Source organism: Pseudomonas sp. TWRC1-2, assembly GCF_049896685.1.
Classification (GTDB): Bacteria; Pseudomonadota; Gammaproteobacteria; order Pseudomonadales; family Pseudomonadaceae; genus Aquipseudomonas.
This window is the reverse complement of the sequence record NZ_JAFCUU010000010.1, coordinates 15,484-32,694: the sequence shown is the minus strand read 5'-3', so window position 1 is coordinate 32,694 and position 17,211 is coordinate 15,484. Positions and strand designations below refer to the sequence as shown.

General features: G+C 60.9%; 14 protein-coding genes. 2 read left to right on the top strand and 12 right to left on the bottom strand.

What is annotated here, in order from left to right:
- Positions 1 to 8: 8 nt before the first annotated feature.
- The 11 genes from acs to dksA form a co-directional block, all read right to left on the bottom strand.
- Positions 9 to 1,946, bottom strand: a complete 1,938-nt coding sequence (acs, locus tag ACP7B3_RS24985) for an acetate--CoA ligase (protein WP_426181591.1) — start codon at positions 1,944 to 1,946, stop codon at positions 9 to 11.
- A gap of 105 nt (positions 1,947 to 2,051) precedes the next feature.
- Positions 2,052 to 3,716, bottom strand: coding sequence for a glucose-6-phosphate isomerase (gene pgi, locus ACP7B3_RS24980; protein ID WP_426181588.1), 1,665 nt, complete (start codon positions 3,714 to 3,716; stop codon positions 2,052 to 2,054).
- A 237-nt stretch (positions 3,717 to 3,953) separates the two neighbouring features.
- Positions 3,954 to 4,805 carry a pantoate--beta-alanine ligase gene (panC, locus tag ACP7B3_RS24975; protein WP_426181585.1) on the bottom strand — a complete coding sequence of 284 codons (852 nt, stop codon included), beginning with the start codon at positions 4,803 to 4,805 and terminating at the stop codon, positions 3,954 to 3,956.
- Positions 4,802 to 5,602 (bottom strand): 3-methyl-2-oxobutanoate hydroxymethyltransferase, encoded by an 801-nt coding sequence (gene panB, locus ACP7B3_RS24970; RefSeq protein ID WP_145162101.1) that lies wholly within the window; start codon positions 5,600 to 5,602, stop codon positions 4,802 to 4,804. Before panB ends, panC begins: the two co-directional genes overlap by 4 nt.
- A gap of 371 nt (positions 5,603 to 5,973) precedes the next feature.
- A complete protein-coding gene (folK, locus tag ACP7B3_RS24965; RefSeq protein ID WP_426181582.1) occupies positions 5,974 to 6,459 on the bottom strand; it encodes a 2-amino-4-hydroxy-6-hydroxymethyldihydropteridine diphosphokinase in 486 nt (161 codons plus the stop codon).
- Between the two features lie 2 nt (positions 6,460 to 6,461).
- Positions 6,462 to 7,865 (bottom strand): polynucleotide adenylyltransferase PcnB, encoded by a 1,404-nt coding sequence (locus tag ACP7B3_RS24960; protein ID WP_145162099.1) that lies wholly within the window; start codon positions 7,863 to 7,865, stop codon positions 6,462 to 6,464.
- Between the two features lie 708 nt (positions 7,866 to 8,573).
- The gene (locus ACP7B3_RS24955; protein WP_145162098.1) at positions 8,574 to 10,013 is read right to left on the bottom strand and encodes a sigma-54-dependent transcriptional regulator; all 1,440 of its coding nucleotides are present in this window, start codon (positions 10,011 to 10,013) and stop codon (positions 8,574 to 8,576) included.
- 22 nt (positions 10,014 to 10,035) lie between these two features.
- Entirely contained in the window at positions 10,036 to 12,990 is a 2,955-nt protein-coding gene (locus tag ACP7B3_RS24950; RefSeq protein WP_426181577.1) for a sensor histidine kinase, read from the bottom strand.
- Positions 12,974 to 13,150 (bottom strand): hypothetical protein, encoded by a 177-nt coding sequence (locus tag ACP7B3_RS24945; protein ID WP_003176118.1) that lies wholly within the window; start codon positions 13,148 to 13,150, stop codon positions 12,974 to 12,976. The genes ACP7B3_RS24950 and ACP7B3_RS24945 overlap by 17 nt, the downstream gene beginning before the upstream one ends.
- Before the next feature lie 62 nt (positions 13,151 to 13,212).
- Positions 13,213 to 14,100 (bottom strand): tRNA glutamyl-Q(34) synthetase GluQRS, encoded by an 888-nt coding sequence (gene gluQRS / locus ACP7B3_RS24940; RefSeq protein ID WP_426181574.1) that lies wholly within the window; start codon positions 14,098 to 14,100, stop codon positions 13,213 to 13,215.
- A gap of 83 nt (positions 14,101 to 14,183) precedes the next feature.
- Entirely contained in the window at positions 14,184 to 14,624 is a 441-nt protein-coding gene (gene dksA, locus ACP7B3_RS24935) for an RNA polymerase-binding protein DksA (protein WP_034100675.1), read from the bottom strand.
- Between the two features lie 320 nt (positions 14,625 to 14,944).
- Between dksA and ACP7B3_RS24930 the strand changes: the two genes are divergently transcribed.
- Both ACP7B3_RS24930 and sfsA read left to right on the top strand, forming a co-directional pair.
- Positions 14,945 to 16,117, top strand: a complete 1,173-nt coding sequence (locus ACP7B3_RS24930; RefSeq protein WP_262208919.1) for a pyridoxal phosphate-dependent aminotransferase — start codon at positions 14,945 to 14,947, stop codon at positions 16,115 to 16,117.
- Positions 16,117 to 16,830 (top strand): DNA/RNA nuclease SfsA, encoded by a 714-nt coding sequence (gene sfsA, locus ACP7B3_RS24925; protein ID WP_242200429.1) that lies wholly within the window; start codon positions 16,117 to 16,119, stop codon positions 16,828 to 16,830. The genes ACP7B3_RS24930 and sfsA overlap by 1 nt, the downstream gene beginning before the upstream one ends.
- Here sfsA and ACP7B3_RS24920 read toward each other — a convergent pair.
- Positions 16,827 to 17,144 carry a Rieske (2Fe-2S) protein gene (locus ACP7B3_RS24920; protein WP_119741079.1) on the bottom strand — a complete coding sequence of 106 codons (318 nt, stop codon included), beginning with the start codon at positions 17,142 to 17,144 and terminating at the stop codon, positions 16,827 to 16,829. The two genes, sfsA and ACP7B3_RS24920, sit on opposite strands and share 4 nt — an antisense overlap.
- Positions 17,145 to 17,211 lie beyond the last annotated feature (67 nt).

Sequence of the window (17,211 nt, the reverse complement as noted above, 5' to 3'; positions counted from 1 at the left end):
GAGGGTTCCTAGCGGTTCAGGCGTTTGTCGATCAGGCCATCCACGACGCTGGGGTCGGCCAGGGTCGAGGTGTCACCCAGGCTGTCCAGTTCGTTGCAGGCGATTTTGCGCAGAATCCGCCGCATGATCTTGCCGGAGCGGGTTTTCGGCAAGGCCGGCGCCCATTGGATCAGTTCCGGCTTGGCAAAGCTGCCGATTTCCTTGCTGACCAGCTCAAGCAGGTTTTTCTTCAACGCATCGCTGGGTTCAACGCCATTCATGGGCGTGACGAAGGCATAAATTCCCTGGCCCTTGACGTCGTGGGGATAGCCCACCACGGCGGCTTCGGCCACTTGGTCATGCAGCACCAGCGCGCTTTCCACCTCGGCAGTGCCGATGCGGTGGCCGGACACGTTGATCACATCGTCGATGCGCCCGGTGATCCAGTAGTCGCCGTCTTCATCGCGGCGTGCGCCGTCGCCCGTGAAGTAGTAGCCCGGGTAGGGTTTGAAATAGGTGTCGATCATGCGCTGCGGGTCGCCGTAGACGCTGCGAATCTGGCCCGGCCAACTGGCCTTGATCGCCAGCACGCCACTGCCGGCGCCGTTGATTGGCTTGCCTTGCTCATCCAACAGCACCGGCTGCACGCCAAACATCGGCTGGGTTGCGCAGCCGGGTTTGATCCGCTGGGCGCTGACCAGGGGGCTGAGCATGATGCCGCCGGTTTCGGTCTGCCACCACGTATCGACAATCGGGCAGCGTTGTTCACCGACGGCGTTGAAGTACCAGTCCCAGGCTTCGGGGTTGATCGGTTCGCCGACACTGCCCAGCAGGCGCAGGCTGGCGCGGGAGGTATTCTCCAGTGGCCCGTGACCCTCACGCATCAGGGCGCGCAGGGCGGTGGGCGCGGTGTAGAAGATGTTCACCTGATGTTTGTCGATCACCTGCCAGAAGCGCGAGCTGTCCGGGTAGCTCGGCACGCCTTCGAACATCAGCGAGGTGGCGCCATTGGCCAGCGGGCCGTACACGATGTAGCTGTGGCCGGTCACCCAACCGACGTCGGCGGTGCACCAGAACACTTCGCCGTCGCGGTAATCGAGCACGTACTTGAAGGTCATCGCCGCTTGCAGCAGGTAGCCGCCGGTGGTGTGCAGCACGCCTTTGGGTTTGCCGGTGCTGCCGGAGGTGTAGAGGATGAACAGCGGGTCTTCGGCGTCCATGGGCTCGGGCGGGCAGTCGTCGCTGGCGGCATCCAGCGCTTGCTGGTACTTGAGGTCGCGGCCTTCGTGCCAGGCAAGGTCAGCGCCGGTGCGCTCCACCACAAGCACTGTGCTGACGTTCGGGCAGCTGGCCAGGGCCTTGTCGACGTTCTTTTTCAGCGCCACCGGTTTACCGCCGCGCACGCCTTCATCGGCGGTGATCACGGTGCGGCAGTCGGCGTCGAGAATACGGTCACGCAGGGCGTCCGGTGAGAACCCGCCAAAGACCACCGAGTGCACCGCGCCAATGCGTGTGCAGGCCAGCATTGCGTAGGCGGCTTCCGGGATCATCGGCATGTAGATGCACACGCGGTCGCCTTTTTTCACGCCACGGCTTTTCAACACATTGGCCAGGCGGCTGACGTTTTGATGGAGCTGGCGGTAGGTGATTTTTGCAGACCGTGTCGGATCATCGCCTTCCCAGATGAAGGCAGGCTGGTCGGCGCGTTGCGCCAGGTGACGGTCGATGCAGTTGTAGCTGACGTTCAGTTGGCCGCCGGCAAACCATTGGGCGCCGCCGGTGTGAATGTCTGAATGCTGGACGGTGTGCCAGGGTTTGATCCAGTCGAGAAAGCTGTTGGCCTGTTCTGCCCAAAAAGTGTCGGGTTGCTCGATGGATTGGCGATAGAGGCGCTGGTAGTCGGCTTGACTGAGCTGCGCGGCCTGGCGGACGGCATCGGCGTTGGGGAATGTGCTGATATCGAACATGAGCGGTCCTTATTCTTGTTTTGGCGACAAGTCATAAAGATGCACGCAGTGGGGGGAGGGTTCAAGGCCAACGTCCAGACGGACGTTGGCCTTGATGTACCGGCTTCAGCCGCGGTGACGACCGCGGAAGTAGTTGATCAGGCCTTGGGTCGAAGCATCCTCGGCCGAGGTTTCTTCGGCGCCGGTCAGACGGTTATACACGCCTTTGCCCAGCTCTTTGCCCAACTCCACGCCCCATTGGTCGAAGGCGTTGATACCCCAGACCACGCTTTGTACAAACACTTTGTGTTCATACATAGCTACCAGTGCGCCCAGGCGGCGCGGGCTGATGCGTTCAACCACAATGGTGTTGCTCGGACGGTTGCCCGGGATGACCTTGTGCGGGGCCAGCTTCTGCACTTCGGCTTCGGCAACGCCTTTCTCACGCAGCTCGGCTTCGGCTTCGCTGCGGGTTTTGCCGAGCATCAGTGCCTGGCTTTGCGACAGGCAGTTGGCGTACAGCCACTGATGGTGGTCGGACACCGGGTTGAAGCTGACAATCGGCACGATGAAGTCGGCCGGAATCAGTTGGGTCCCCTGGTGCAGCAACTGGTGGTAGGCGTGCTGGCCGTTGCACCCTACGCCGCCCCAGATGACCGGGCCGGTATCGGTGGACACTGGCGTACCATCCTGGCGCACACTCTTGCCGTTGGATTCCATGTCCAACTGTTGCAAGTGTTTGGTGATGTTGCGCAGGTAGTGGTCGTACGGCAGGATCGCGTGGCTCTGCGCACCCCAGAAGTTGCCGTACCACACGCCCAGCAGGCCCAGCAGCACGGGCATGTTGGCTTCGAATGGGGCGTTCTGGAAATGCTGGTCCATGGTGTAGGCACCGGACAGCAGTTCCTTGAAGTTGGACATGCCGATCGCCAGGGCAATCGGCAAGCCGATGGCCGACCACAGCGAGTAACGCCCGCCCACCCAGTCCCACATCGGGAAGATGTTTTCTTCGCGGATACCGAAGGCCACGGCCGCTGCGTTGTTGCTTGAGACGGCGATGAAGTGGCGATACAGCTCGGCTTCCGAGCCACCCTGGGCCAGGTACCAGGCGCGGGCGGCCTGGGCGTTTTTCAGGGTTTCCAGGGTGTTGAAGGATTTTGACGAGACGATAAACAGCGTGGTCTCGGCGCGCAGCTTCTGGGTCAGCTCGTGGAACTCGCTGCCGTCAATGTTCGCCAGGTAGTGGCAGCGCACACCTTTGTGGGCGTAGGACAACAGCGCTTCGGAGACCAGCTCCGGGCCCAGGAACGAGCCACCGATGCCGATGTTCACCACATCGGTGATCGGCTTCTCGGTGTAACCGCGCCACAGGCCATCATGGATGCGGCCGACCAGGTCGGTGATCTGGTTCAGCACCTTGTGCACGTCCGGCATGATGTTCACGCCGTTGACCGACAACTTGTCGCCAACCGGGCGACGCAGTGCGGTGTGCAGGGCCGGACGGCCTTCGGAGGAGTTGACCGGCTCGCCGGCGTAGAGCGCGTTGATCGCGTCTTTAAGCCCGACTTCATTGGCCAGGTTGACAAGCAAGGCGCGCGTTTGGGCAGTGATGAGGTTTTTCGAGTAATCGAGGAAAAGCCCGCAGCTGCTTAAGGTGAATTGGGAAAAGCGCTGGGGATCGGCATTGAATGCGTCGCGCATGCTGAAATCCTGCATGGCTTGGCGATGTTTATCGAGCGCTTGCCAAGCGGGCAGAGCGGTAACGTCATGAGGAGTGCGGTAATACGCCATCGCTGCGGGTTTCCTTTTTATTACGGGGACTTGCCTTTAGGATACTTCTAAATCCGGAACGTCCAGTCTTTCATCAGGCGTTGGGTTCCGGTCAGCGCCAACAATGGCACAGGGCGTTTACATTAAACCTAGCGTGTCGATATGTCTTGGCTTTGTCTGCGCTGTAGCCGGTACTTTTTTATACCGGCACAGCGGGAAGGGCAACAAACGCGCTTTTTTGACGGAGAAAAAGCGGGGTCAGGCCAGGGTCAGGTGCAGGTTGTCGATCAGGCGTGTGGCGCCCAAGTACGCGGCCACCAGGATCACTACATCGCGATCCTCTGGCGTGGCGGGACGCAGGTGCACACCTTGGCGCACTTCCAGGTAATCCATGCGCAATCCGGCCGCTTCGATCTGCTGGATCTGCTTGGCACGCAGCTTGGCGAAATCGTGGTCGCCGCCTTTGATGGCGGTGGCAATCTGGCTGAGGCTGCGGTACAGCACCGGCGCGATGGCGCGTTGCTCTTCGCTGAGGTAGCCGTTGCGCGAGGACAGCGCGAGACCGTCAGCGGCACGCACGGTGGGCTCGCCGATGATCTGGATGGGCATGTTCAGGTCATGCACCATGGCGCGAATCACTGCCAGTTGCTGATAATCCTTCTGGCCAAACACGGCCATATCCGGCTGGACCATGTTGAACAGCTTGCTGACCACCGTCGCGACACCTTCGAAGTGCCCGGGGCGGCTGGCGCCGCAGAGGCCTTCGGACAGTTGCGGGACGCTGACGCGGGTCTGGCCGGTCATGCCGCCGGGGTACATTTCTTCGACGGTGGGCGCGAACAGCAGGTTGCAACCGGCTTGCAGCAGTTTTTCCTGATCGGCAGCCAGGGTGCGCGGGTATTTGTCCAGGTCTTCGCCGGCACCGAACTGCAACGGGTTGACGAAGATACTCGCCACCACGAAATCCGATTGCTGGGCGGCCTTGGTCACGAGGGTGGCGTGGCCGCTGTGCAGGTTGCCCATGGTGGGCACAAAGCCAATGCGCTTGCCGGCGCTGCGCGCGTGGGCGACTGCAGCGCGCAGTTCTCGTACGGTTTTAACGGTGTTCATGCAGAGAATCCGTGTTCGGCGCCTGGGAAAGTAACGGCTTTGACTTCGTCGACGTAAGCGCTCAACGCGGCCTGAATGCTGTCTTTACCTGCCATGAAGTTTTTCACGAACTTGGGTGCACGCCCGGTCAGCGACAGGCCGAGCATGTCATGCAAGACCAGAACCTGGCCGTCTGTGGCAGAGCCCGCGCCAATGCCGATTACCGGCACTTTGACTGCCTGGGTGATCTCTGCCGCCAATTCGCTCGGTACGCATTCGAGCAGGATCATCGCGGCACCGGCTTGTTCCAGGGCGATGGCATCCGCGCGCATCTGACGCGCTTGGGCTTCATTGCGGCCTTGTACCTTGTAACCGCCGAGGATGTTCACTGACTGTGGCGTCAGGCCCATGTGCACGCACACCGGCACACCGCGCTCGGCCAGCAGGCGGATCGACTCGGCCAGCCATACGGCGCCTTCGACCTTGATCATGTGCGCGCCGGCCTGCATCAGTTTGCCGGCGTTCTGAAAGGTCTGTTCCAGCGTGGCGTAGCCCATGAACGGCAGGTCGGCGATGATGAAAGCGCCATCGTTACCGCGCTTGACGCTGGCGGTGTGGTAGGCGAGTTCATCGGTGGTGACGGGCAGGGTGCTGTCATTCCCTTGAAGAACCATGCCCAGCGAGTCGCCTATCAACAACACTTCGACACCGGCCTGGCAACTGGCGTGGGCGAAGGTGGCGTCGTAGCACGTCAGCATGGTGATTTTTTCACCTTTGAGCTTGAGGCTCTGCAAGGTGGTCAGGGTAATGTCTGGCATGAAAAGGGTCCTCGTTCAGGCGCTTGGAAACAGCGAGTAACGCGCGTGAGTCTTCGTTTATACAGGCGCACCGTCTTGAGAGCAGTGCTTATAAGGCCTGGATTGCGCCCTTCAGCGCCGGGTTGGCGGCAGCGGGACGCCTATAGTCGTGATGAGGACTCGGGAAGTCAATTGGATGTGTTACCGCATTGTTACGACGGCGGTGTTACCGCTGTTACTGACGCGATTCAGCACGTTGAAGACCGCTTTTGATGGCCTGCGAGATCAATGTGGGAGCGGGCTTGCTCGCGAATGCGGTGGGTCAGTCAAAGCCTGTAGCGACTGGATCACCGCATTCGCGAGCAAGCTCGTTTTCCCACAGGGGGGCTGCATCAGACGGTAGAGAGGCGTTCCAGGCCGACAAACGGGCAGGCCTTCAACAACTCTGCGAGCGTTCGGCCGTCGGGCAGTTGCAGCTCGGCGGGAGCCAGTTCGGCCAGCGGGTACAGCACGAACGCGCGCAGGTGCATCTGGTAGTGAGGCACTTTGAGGCGCGGCTCGTCGATCAGGCGATCGCCAAACAGCAGGATATCCAGATCCAGCGTACGCGGGCCCCAACGCTCGAGACGTTCGCGGCCCTGGCCGTTTTCGATGGCTTGCAGTGCATCGAGCAGCGCCAGTGGCGCAAGGCTGCTCTCCAAGGCCGCGACCGCATTGGTATAGCGCGGCTGACCGGGGAGCAGGGAGTCACTCTGATAGAAGTCGGACACACCGACGAGGGCGGTGCCTGGCAATAACGCCAACGCCGCAATGGCGCTGCGCAATTGCTGGTCCGGGGCAGCGAGGTTGCTGCCCATACCGATGTAGATACGTTCCACGTTTATTCGCCTGCAGCGCCCGAGGCATCGGCAGACGTGCGTTTGCGCTTGCTGGAGCTGCGACGACGCTTCTTCGGCCCATCGCTGGCGCCATCGCCTTTGCTGCCAAGGTCACGAATCATGTCGCGGCGCTGGCTGTCGTTGGCGTCCTGGTAGTCGGTCCACCATTCGCCCAGGCCGTCGGTTTGCTCGCCGGCGCTTTCGCGCAGCAGCAGGAAGTCGTAGCCAGCACGGAAGCGCGGGTTGTCCAGCAGCAGGTCGGCGCGTTTGCCGCTGCGCCGTGGCAGGCGCTCCTGCATGTCCCAGATCTCGCGGATCGGCAGGGTGAAACGTTTCGGAATGGCGATGCGTTGGCATTGCTCGGCGATCAGCTCGTGCGCAGCTTCCTGCATGGCAGGAATCGGCGGCATGCCACGGTCCTGCAGGCGCAGTACGCGTTTGGGCAGGGCCGGCCACAACAGGGCGGCAAACAGGAACGCCGGGGTCACCGGTTTGTTCTGTTTGATGCGCAGGTCGGTATTGATCAAGGCTTCGCTGATCAGCGTGTGGGTGTACGTCGGGTTGTATTCCAGAGCCTCGGCGCTGGCCGGGAACAGTGGGTCGAACAACTGCAGGTCGACGAGCATTTCGAAGGTGTCGGCGGCGTACCCCGAGAGGAACAGCTTGAGCACTTCTTCGAACAGGCGTGCCGAAGGAATTTCCCGCAGCATGGGCGCCAGGTCGCGAATCGGCGCGGCCGTGTGTTTCTCGATACCGAAATTCAGCTTGGCAGCAAAACGCACCGCTCGCAGCATGCGCACCGGGTCTTCCTGGTAGCGCTGCGTCGGGTCGCCGATCAAACGGATCAGATTGTTACGAATGTCGTGTACGCCATTGGCGTAATCGAGGATGCGCTCGCTGACCGGGTCGTAATACAAGGCGTTGATGGTGAAGTCGCGGCGTTGCGCGTCTTCTTCCAGGGTGCCATAGACGTTGTCGCGCAGGATGCGGCCGCTCTCGTTGCGGGAAGACTGGTTGGTGTCTTCCTCTTCATCGTTTTGCGGGTGGCCGGCGCGGAACGTGGCGACCTCGATGATTTCGCGGCCGAAGTGGATATGCACCAACTTGAACCGGCGACCGATGATTCGCGCGTTGCGAAATTCGGCACGCACTTGCTCGGGCGTGGCGCTGGTGGCGACGTCGAAATCCTTGGGCGTGATATTGAGCATCATGTCACGTACACAGCCGCCCACCAGATAAGCCTGGTAGCCGGCGTTCTGCAAACGTTCGACGATGTTCACCGCATAGCGGCTGAATTGAGCACGCTGCAATGAATGCTGATTGCTGTTAAGCACTTCAGGCGTGCTGCGAATGTGTTGCGTACGACGCAAGGGAGAACGGAATGACTGGAACAACTTCTTCAGCATGGGATGCACTGTTTGAAGGAATGTTCGGCCATAACGAAGAATGACCGCATGATGGGCGGGGATTCTAGCATTTAGTCGAGGGATGGTGTAGGAACAAGCTGCAGGCCTTGCGCCATAAGCTTAAAAGACAGGGGAACCGGCCAAATGCCGGAAACTACAAGGGGAGCCGAAGCTCCCCCAGAAGTAGTTGCGTGCTCTATTTTTATTATTGATTTCGGGCTTCTTGTTTTTGTTGATCGCCCTCGCCATGAAGCTTCACCTTCATGACACTCCCAATCGGGAGTCAAGAGCAAACGGATTGCTTTGGTCGCTGTGTTGCTGATCTACGATCCAACCAGTTCAGGCTCTGCCTTAGGGCAGTTTTTGTTGTTCTCGGCCTGGTTGCGGGGCAAGCCCCAAATGCAACGCCTCTCCAAAAGAATCAGTTAGCTGCGCCTCCGCCGTGTTGTTTTTATTGTGCGTGAGTCGATACGTCTTATTTTTATTGTCGGGTACTGAGCTTGTTATTGTTTTTGTACTAAGCATATAGCAGGGTGCGTGCCAACTTTTGTGCCGTCCAGCAAAACCGGGGGGTTGAGGCGCTTTCGGCGTTTTCGGGGGCGAAAAAAAGCCGGGGCTTCGTTACCGTAAGCCCCGGCTTTTGTTACGTGAAAATTCAGCGGTAACAGTTTTTTCACATCTGAGGGTGTTACCTGTGGGGGCGCACCCTCAACTCTCGCTGGCCACGCCGGTCTTGCGACGCGGAATGCCCAGGCGCTGGCGCCGTTCCCACAGGCACTTGCGGCTCACGCCCAGCTTGCGCGCCAGCTCGGTCTCGGTCATGTGGTCCTGGTGCTCAAGGACGAAATGCTGGAAGTAATCTTCCAGTGACAAATCTTCCGTCGGCTCGTGGCTGGTATTGCTACCACCGCCCTGTTGTGGGGCCAGGCCGATGAAGTCGTCGTCTTCCAGGTCACTCAGCTCGATGTCGATGCCCAGCAGCTCGGCGGAAATCTCCGGGCTCTCCGACAGAATCACCGCGCGCTCGACCGCGTTCTCCAGCTCTCGCACGTTACCCGGCCACGAATAGTGACGAATCGCCTGCTCGGCGTCCGGGGCAAACTTGAGGTCGGTACGGTTGATCCGCGCGCTCTGGCGCAGCAGGAAGGCGCTGGCGATTTCGTTGACGTCGGCACCACGCTCACGCAGGGCCGGCAGCTTGAGGGCGATCACGTGCAGGCGGTAATACAAGTCTTCACGGAACTGGCCGATCTTGGCCAGGCTCTTGAGGTCGCGGTGGGTCGCTGCGATCAGGCGAACATCGACCTTTTGCGATTGCACCGAACCTACGCGGCGAATTTCGCCTTCCTGCAACACGCGCAGCAAGCGCGCCTGGGCTTCCAGCGGCAGTTCGCCGATTTCGTCGAGGAACAAAGTGCCGCCGTCCGCCGCTTCGACCAGGCCCGCACGCCCGGCGCTGGCGCCGGTAAACGCGCCTTTTTCGTGGCCGAACAGTTCGGACTCAATCAGCGATTCAGGGATCGCCGCACAGTTCACCGAAATCATCGGCGCCTTGGCGCGCTTGGACAGGTTGTGCAGCGCGCGTGCGACCAGTTCTTTACCGGTGCCCGACTCGCCCTGAATCAATACATTGGAGTCGGTGGGCGCGACTTTGCGAATCTTGCTGTACAGGTCCTGCATCGGTGGGCAGGAGCCGATAATGCCGATTTCGCCATTGCTGTTGTTGACGCCCGGCTTGTCCGCACCGCTCGCGGTCTTGCCGGCGGGGCGCTGTTCGGCGGGCGCGCTGCTGGCCGACTGACGGTCGCGCAGAATGCGGGCCACGGCCTGCAGCATTTCGTCGTGGTCGAAAGGCTTAGCGATGTAATCCACCGCGCCCATCTTCATCGAGTCCACCGCCGAACGCAGGCTGGCGTAACTGGTCATGATCAGCACCGGCGTGCCCTGGCCAAGCTTGATCAGCTCGGTGCCTGGCGCGCCCGGCAAACGCAGGTCGCTGACAATCAGGTCGAACGTGGGAATGCTGAATCGCTCTTGGGCTTCCTGCACCGAGCCGGCTTCGCTGACCTGATACTGATTACGTTCAAGCAGGCGACGCAAGGCAGAGCGGATAATTGTTTCGTCTTCGACGATCAAAATGTGCGGCATTGATTCAATTCTCTCGACGGTCTCAGTTCACAGCGGACGTCGCTTCGACATGACGCGGCAAGGTCACCCGAATACGGGTGCCGCGTTGGCTTTCGGTGTCAGCCGGGCTGTCGATGGTGATTTGTCCATAATGCTCTTCAACGATGGAATAGACCAGTGCAAGGCCCAGACCGGTACCTTCACCCGGATCCTTGGTGGTAAAGAAAGGTTCGAACAATCGGTCCATGATGTTCTGTGGAATACCGCTGCCTTCATCCTCCACGATCAGATCGACCGTGTGCTCGAAAGCCTCGCTCTTGACGCGTACCGCGCTGTGCGGCGGGGATGCGTCACGGGCGTTGGACAGCAAGTTGATCAACACCTGCGCCAAGCGTTGGGAATCGCCGTCGACCCAGTGGTCCGGGTCGCACAGATTGAAGAACTGTACTTCGAAATTGCGCCGGTTCAAGGCCAGCAGCCCAATGGCATCCTGCGCGACTTCGGCCAGGCACACGGCCTCGTCCTGATTTTGATGAGCGCCGGCATGGGCGAAGCTCATCAACGACTGCACGATGCGTGAAACGCGCTTGGTCTGCTCAAGGATCTGCCCGCTGATTTCGGTGATTTCGCCGTCCTCTTCGCGCTCTTCCCGCAGGTTCTGCGCCAGGCAGGCGATACCGGTGATCGGGTTGCCAATCTCGTGGGCCACGCCTGCCGCCAAACGACCAATGCTGGCCAGGCGCTCGGAGTGCACCAGCTTGTCTTCGAGCATTTGCGTGTCGGTCAAATCTTTCACCAGCAGCACCAGGCCGCTGTTGCCGGGTGCCAGCGGTTCGTCGATCGCCGCTTTGTGCAGGTTGAGCCACCGCGTCTGGCCGTCGAGTGCCAAGTGCTGCTTGTGCAAATGCTCGTCGGGCAGGTTGATAAAGCCCTGCAGCAGTTCTTTCCACGGATCGCCCAAGGTGTTCAGGCGCGAACCCACTACCCGTTGCGCGGCGATGCCGGTGAGTTCTTCCATGGCCTTGTTCCACATCAGGATCTCTTGATCCTTGGCCAGGGAGCACACGCCCATCGGCAGTTCCTGCAGGGTCTGGCGGTGGTAGCGGCGCAGCGCATCGAGTTCGGCGGCAAGGCCGGTGAGGCGCGAGTGGTAATCCTCCAGCCGGCTCTCGATGAAATGGATGTCTTCGGTGACGTAGTTTTCGCCGCCAGCCTTGTAGGGCAAGAACGTTTCGACCATGTCCTGGGACACGCTTGGCCCCATCAGCCCGGACAAGTTGGCCTCGATACGGTCACGCAAGCGTCGCAGCGCATACGGGCGGCGCTCGTCGAACGGCAGGTAGAGGTCGCGCAGTGCCTGTTCGACTTCCTTTTGCGCGGCTTTCGCACCCAGCGGCTTGGCCAGTTGCGTGGCGAACTCCTGGGGTGAGGCGGCATGCAGCTCGCGGCGCTGCGGGCGGCGCACGTTGTCCACCGCGCAGGCTTCGGCGGCGCTGGTTTCTTCGGGGCTGGCGTTGGTGAACAGCGAGATCAAGGTGAACATCAAGACGTTGGCAGCCAATGAAGCGATGGCGGCCATGTGCCAACTGGTGTCGTCCAGCACGTAAATCATGTTCAGCAACGGAATGTAGAAACCCTGCAGGTTGCCGACCAGCGGCAACAGCATGGTAACGATCCACACCAGAATCCCCGCCAGCAGGCCGGCGATAAACCCGCGGCGATTAGCGGTCGGCCAGTACAGCACCGACAACACGCCCGGCAGGAACTGCAAGGTGGCAACGAACGCGACAATGCCGAGGTTGGCAAGGTCTTGCCCGGCGCCCAGCAACAGGTAGAAGCCATAACCGGCCATGATGATCGCGACGATCAGCGCGCGGCGCGTCCACTTCAGCCAGCGGTAGATGTTGCCTTCGGCCGGCGGCTGATACAGCGGCAACACCAAGTGGTTGAGCGCCATGCCCGACAACGCGAGCGTGGTCACGATGATCAAGCCGCTGGCCGCCGACAAACCGCCGACGTACGCCAGCAACGCCAGGGATTTGCTGTTGGCGGCAATGCCGACGCCGAGGGTGAAGTATTCCGGGTTGGTGGTTGCGCCCAGCTTGAGGCCGGCCCACAGGATCAGCGGCACCGCCAGGCTCATCAGCAGCAGGAACAGCGGCAAGCCCCAGCTTGCACTCACTAATGAGCGCGGATTGAGGTTCTCGGTGAAGGTCATGTGGTACATGTGCGGCATCACAATCGCCGAAGCGAAGAACACCAGCAACAGCGTGCGCCATGGGCCTTCCTGCAACGGCGTGTGCAGGGCGGCGAGGGCGGTCTGGTTTTGCAGCAGCCACAGTTCCAGCTGTTGCGGGCCGTCGAACACGCCATACAGCGCATACAGGCCGACGCCGCCGATGGCGATCAGCTTGATTACTGACTCAAAGGCAATCGCAAACACCAGGCCCTCGTGTTTTTCACGGGTGGCGATATGGCGCGAACCGAAGAAAATCGTGAACAGGGTGATCAGCGCGCAAAAAGCCAGCGCGACGCGATGTTGCACGGGCTCACGGGTCAGGATGCTGATGGAATCTGCCACGGCCTGGATCTGCAGGGCCAGCAGCGGCAACACGCCGAGCAGCATGAAAATCGTGGTCAGCGCGCCGGCCCAGGTGCTGCGAAAGCGGAAGGCAAACAGGTCCGCCAGGGATGACAGCTGGTAGGTACGGGTGATTTTCAGGATCGGGTACAGCAACACTGGCGCCAGCAGGAACGCGCCGGACACCCCGAGGTAACTGGACAGAAAGCCGTAGCCGTACTGATAGGCCAGGCCCACGGTGCCATAAAACGCCCAGGCGCTGGCGTAAACGCCCAGGGACAAGGTGTAGGTCAACGGATGGCGAATGATCGCCCGCGGAATCATTCCGCGCTCACTGATCCAGGCCACGGCGAACAGCGCGGCCAGGTAGGCGGCGCTGATCAGCAGCATCTGGGTGAGGCTAAAGCTCATCGGCATCTTTTTGGCTCTGCAGGATGAAGGTCACGACGATCAGGATCAGCCACAGCAGATAAGGGCGATACCAGGCGCCCGTGGCGTCGATCCACCAATCCATGATGGCGGGGGAAAACAGGTAGATCCCGACGACCAGCAGCAGGACCAATCGATAGATGTACATGTTGGCCTCTGATTAAAAAACTGCCGCGATGGTAACGGATGGCTGGCAAGCTGCAAGCGCCTTCAGCGCAATTGCGCTTCGGCCAGCGTGAGTGTGCGCGGGATCAGGGTTGCATCCCAGTGCGCAATGCCCCAATCGAGCAGTTCCCGTGGGCTGGCGTGCAGCAGTTCAGCGCCGGCGGGCTGGCCGAGGGCGCGCAATGCCCTTAACAGCAAAGGCGTGGCCTGGTCCGGTGTCAACGGCGGGGAACGGTAGGTTTTGCCCAACTTGTTACCGTCCGGCTGCACGATCAACGGCACGTGCAGGTAGCGCGGCTGGCGCAGGCCCAGCAGTTCTTGCAGGTAGAGCTGGCGTGGCGTGGAATCGAGCAGGTCGGCGCCGCGCACGATGTCGGTTACACCTTGCCAGGCGTCGTCGAGCACGACGGCCAATTGATAGGCATACAAGCCGTCGCGGCGACGGATGACGAAATCGCCTGCATCGCGGCCCAGGTGCTGTCGGAATTCGCCCTGTGCGCGGTCGGTAAAGTGGTATTCCAGCTCGGGTACGCGCAGGCGAATGGCCGCGTCGTGCTGATCGTGCCCGGCATTGCGGCATAAACCCGGGTAAATCCCGTGGTAGGGCTCCAGCTGTTTGCGCGAGCATGTGCAGGCGTAGGCCAGGCCGTGGTTGAACAGGCCGTCGAGGACTTTGGCGTAGGCATCATGCCGCTCGCTTTGTCGGACCAGTTCGCCATCCCACTCGAAGCCGTAGCTTTCCAGGGCGTGCAGGATCGCCGTCTGGGCGCCGGGTTCTTCACGCGGCGGGTCGAGGTCTTCCATGCGCATCAGCCAGCGGCCGTGATTGGCGCGGGCATCGAGGTAGGAGGCGAGGGCGGCAACCAGCGAGCCGAAATGCAAATGGCCGCTGGGCGTGGGGGCGAAACGCCCGATATAGGTAGAGGCTGTCATGGGCCGGATACTACTGGAAAATCGGTAAACGCCAGAAACAAAAATGGGGCGTTTGCACGCCCCATTCGTTCAGCCCGGCAGGATTATTTGCCGACCTGTTTTTCCTTGATTTCAGCCAAGGTTTTGCAGTCTACGCACAGGTCCGCGGTTGGGCGGGCTTCCAGGCGGCGAATACCAATCTCGACGCCGCAGGATTCGCACCAGCCATATTCCTCGTCTTCGATCAGTTGCAGCGTTTTGTCGATTTTCTTGATCAGCTTGCGTTCACGATCACGGGCGCGCAGTTCGAGGGCGAATTCCTCTTCCTGGCTGGCACGGTCTGCCGGGTCCGGGAAGTTGGCGGCTTCGTCCTTCATGTGGTCAACGGTGCGGTCGACCTCTTGCATCAAGTCCTGCTTCCACTTTTGCAGGATCTTGGTGAAGTGCTGGCGCATGGGCTTGCCCATGTACTCCTCACCTTTCGTTTCGACGTAAGGTGTGAAGCCACTGAGGCTCTGCTGCTGTTGCTTTGCTTGGGTGGACATGAATAGACCGCCTCTCACTCTTCTAATCCATTGCGCAGGATTGCAACGTCACCGACACCTGCCGGCCCTGCGGCTGCAAGCGGGCGAACTTACCAGATAGATTCGGGGTGCGCCACTCCCGGTTGTCGAGGCCCAACTTGGCGGGGGTGCAAACTGCAACAGCCCGCCATGGCTGGGTATAGCGTGTCTCGAATGTTGATTTTAGTCGTTTTGCAAGCGCTTGCTCGGTTCGTCATGGACGGCCGAGCAGGCAATAGAGCATGTTTTACCGCGAGGGTTCGGTAGAATCCTGATTTTGTCCTCACCGTTAAGGAAGGCTAATGGCTCAGCCCTACAGTGCGCGCAGTCGCGCCATCGAACCTTTTCATGTCATGGCGCTGCTGGCGCGAGCCAATGAGCTGCAGGCAGCCGGCCATGACGTGATCCACCTGGAAATCGGCGAGCCGGATTTCACCACGGCCGAGCCCATCATCCAGGCCGGCCAGGCGGCGCTGGCCAACGGCAAGACCCGCTACACCGCAGCGCGCGGGTTGCCGGAGTTGCGCGAGGCCATCAGCGGTTTCTACCAGCAGCGTTACGGGCTGAACATCGATCCTGAGCGCATTCTGATCACTCCCGGTGGTTCCGGTGCGTTGCTGCTGGCGAGCAGCCTGCTGGTCGATCCGGGCAAACATTGGTTGCTCGCCGACCCGGGCTATCCGTGCAACCGACATTTTCTGCGCTTGGTGGAAGGCGCGGCGCAGCTGGTGCCGGTTGGCCCGGACGTGCGCTACCAATTGACCGCCGAGTTGGTGGCCAAACATTGGGACCAGTACAGCGTGGGCGCGTTGGTCGCTTCCCCGGCCAACCCCACCGGCACGATCCTTACACGGGACGAGTTGGCAGGGTTGTCCAGTGCAATCAAGGCGCGCGACGGCCACTTGGTGGTGGACGAGATCTATCATGGCCTCACGTACGGCACCGATGCCGCCAGCGTGCTGGAAGTGGACGACGACGCGTTCGTCCTGAATAGTTTTTCGAAGTATTTCGGCATGACCGGCTGGCGCCTCGGTTGGCTGGTGGCGCCACCCGCGGCGGTGGGTGAATTGGAAAAGCTCGCGCAAAACCTCTACATCAGCGCGCCGAGCATGGCCCAGTACGCGGCACTGGCGTGTTTTACCCCGCAAACGTTGAGCATTCTGGAGCAGCGCCGCGCCGAGTTCGGTCGCCGTCGGGATTTCCTGTTGCCCGCCCTGCGCGAACTTGGATTCGGGATCGCCGTAGAGCCGGAAGGGGCGTTCTATTTGTATGCCGATATCAGCGCGTTCGGCGGTGATGCCTTCGCGTTCTGTCGGCATTTCCTCGAAACCGAACACGTGGCGTTTACGCCCGGGCTGGATTTTGGCCGCTATCAAGCCGGCCACCATGTGCGTTTTGCCTACACGCAAAATATCGATCGGCTACAACAGGCGGTAGAGCGTATCGCCCGTGGTTTGCGGAGCTGGCAAGGCTGATGCGTTTTCATCCTCCTCTCGAAGAAGCGCGGCTGATCCGCCGCTACAAGCGTTTTCTCACCGATATCGAAACCGTTACCGGCGAGTTGCTGACGATTCACTGCCCGAACACCGGCTCGATGCTCAATTGCATGGTGGAGGGCGGCCAGGTCTGGTTCAGTCGCTCCACGGACCCCAAGCGCAAGTTGCCCGGCACCTGGGAAATTGCTGAAACGCCGCAGGGGCGGCTGGCGTGCGTCAACACGGCGCGCGCCAACCAATTGGTCGAGGAGGCGTTGCGCGCGGGTGTGATCACTGAGCTCAACGGGTTTACTGCCTTGAAGCGCGAAGTGCCTTATGGCCAGGAGAAAAGCCGCATCGATTTTCGCCTCGATTACCCGCAAGGCGCGGCGTTTGTCGAAGTCAAAAGCGTCACCCTGGGCTTTGATGACACGGCGGTGGCAGCCTTCCCCGATGCGGTGACCCAGCGCGGCGCCAAGCACCTGCGCGAGTTGGCGCACCTGGCGCGTGACGGGGTGCGGGCGGTGCAGTTGTATTGCGTCAACCTGTCGGGGATCGAGGCGGTGCGCCCAGCGGTTGAAATCGACGCTGGTTACGCTGCGGCATTGCGTGAGGCCAAGGCCGCCGGTGTGGAGGTATTGGCCTACGGTGTGCGAGTCACGCCTGAGGAAATTGTTGTGGAACGTCGTTTGGATGTACTGATCAGCGACTAGAGTTGCACCCACAGGCCCTGCGCGTCTTCGCGGCCGGGCAGGGCGGTGAGGCTCTGGCCCGCGCAGGGGCCGGCGATGCATTCGCCGCTTTCGATCAGGAACAGCGCGCCGTGAGTGGCGCACTGGATCAGGCTGGCGCTGGTGTCGAGGAACTGATCGGGTTGCCATTCCAGCGCGATGCCGCGATGGGGGCAACGGTTGATATAGAAGTAGGCAACGCCGTCCCGGCGCACGGCCAGCAGTTTGCAACCGTCGATCTCGAAGCCGAGGCTGCTGTTGGCTGCAAGGGCGTCGGAGGTGCAGAGAAACTTCATTTCAATCCTTAAGTGCCTTGACGTTCAAATGCAAACAATTATCAAATGCCGGCTTCGCCCCGCCCCT

What these genes read in the sequence shown, in the direction of transcription:
- acs (WP_426181591.1), bottom strand. Translation starts at nt 1,946, where the DNA reads ATGTTCGATATCAGCACATTCCCCAACGCCGATGCCGTCCGCCAGGCC.
- pgi (WP_426181588.1), bottom strand. Translation starts at nt 3,716, where the DNA reads ATGGCGTATTACCGCACTCCTCATGACGTTACCGCTCTGCCCGCTTGG.
- panC (WP_426181585.1), bottom strand. Translation starts at nt 4,805, where the DNA reads ATGAACACCGTTAAAACCGTACGAGAACTGCGCGCTGCAGTCGCCCAC.
- panB (WP_145162101.1), bottom strand. Translation starts at nt 5,602, where the DNA reads ATGCCAGACATTACCCTGACCACCTTGCAGAGCCTCAAGCTCAAAGGT.
- ACP7B3_RS24960 (WP_145162099.1), bottom strand. Translation starts at nt 7,865, where the DNA reads ATGCTGAAGAAGTTGTTCCAGTCATTCCGTTCTCCCTTGCGTCGTACG.
- ACP7B3_RS24955 (WP_145162098.1), bottom strand. Translation starts at nt 10,013, where the DNA reads ATGCCGCACATTTTGATCGTCGAAGACGAAACAATTATCCGCTCTGCC.
- ACP7B3_RS24950 (WP_426181577.1), bottom strand. Translation starts at nt 12,990, where the DNA reads ATGCCGATGAGCTTTAGCCTCACCCAGATGCTGCTGATCAGCGCCGCC.
- ACP7B3_RS24945 (WP_003176118.1), bottom strand. Translation starts at nt 13,150, where the DNA reads ATGTACATCTATCGATTGGTCCTGCTGCTGGTCGTCGGGATCTACCTG.
- gluQRS (WP_426181574.1), bottom strand. Translation starts at nt 14,100, where the DNA reads ATGACAGCCTCTACCTATATCGGGCGTTTCGCCCCCACGCCCAGCGGC.
- dksA (WP_034100675.1), bottom strand. Translation starts at nt 14,624, where the DNA reads ATGTCCACCCAAGCAAAGCAACAGCAGCAGAGCCTCAGTGGCTTCACA.
- ACP7B3_RS24930 (WP_262208919.1), top strand. Translation starts at nt 14,945, where the DNA reads ATGGCTCAGCCCTACAGTGCGCGCAGTCGCGCCATCGAACCTTTTCAT.
- sfsA (WP_242200429.1), top strand. Translation starts at nt 16,117, where the DNA reads ATGCGTTTTCATCCTCCTCTCGAAGAAGCGCGGCTGATCCGCCGCTAC.
- ACP7B3_RS24920 (WP_119741079.1), bottom strand. Translation starts at nt 17,144, where the DNA reads ATGAAGTTTCTCTGCACCTCCGACGCCCTTGCAGCCAACAGCAGCCTC.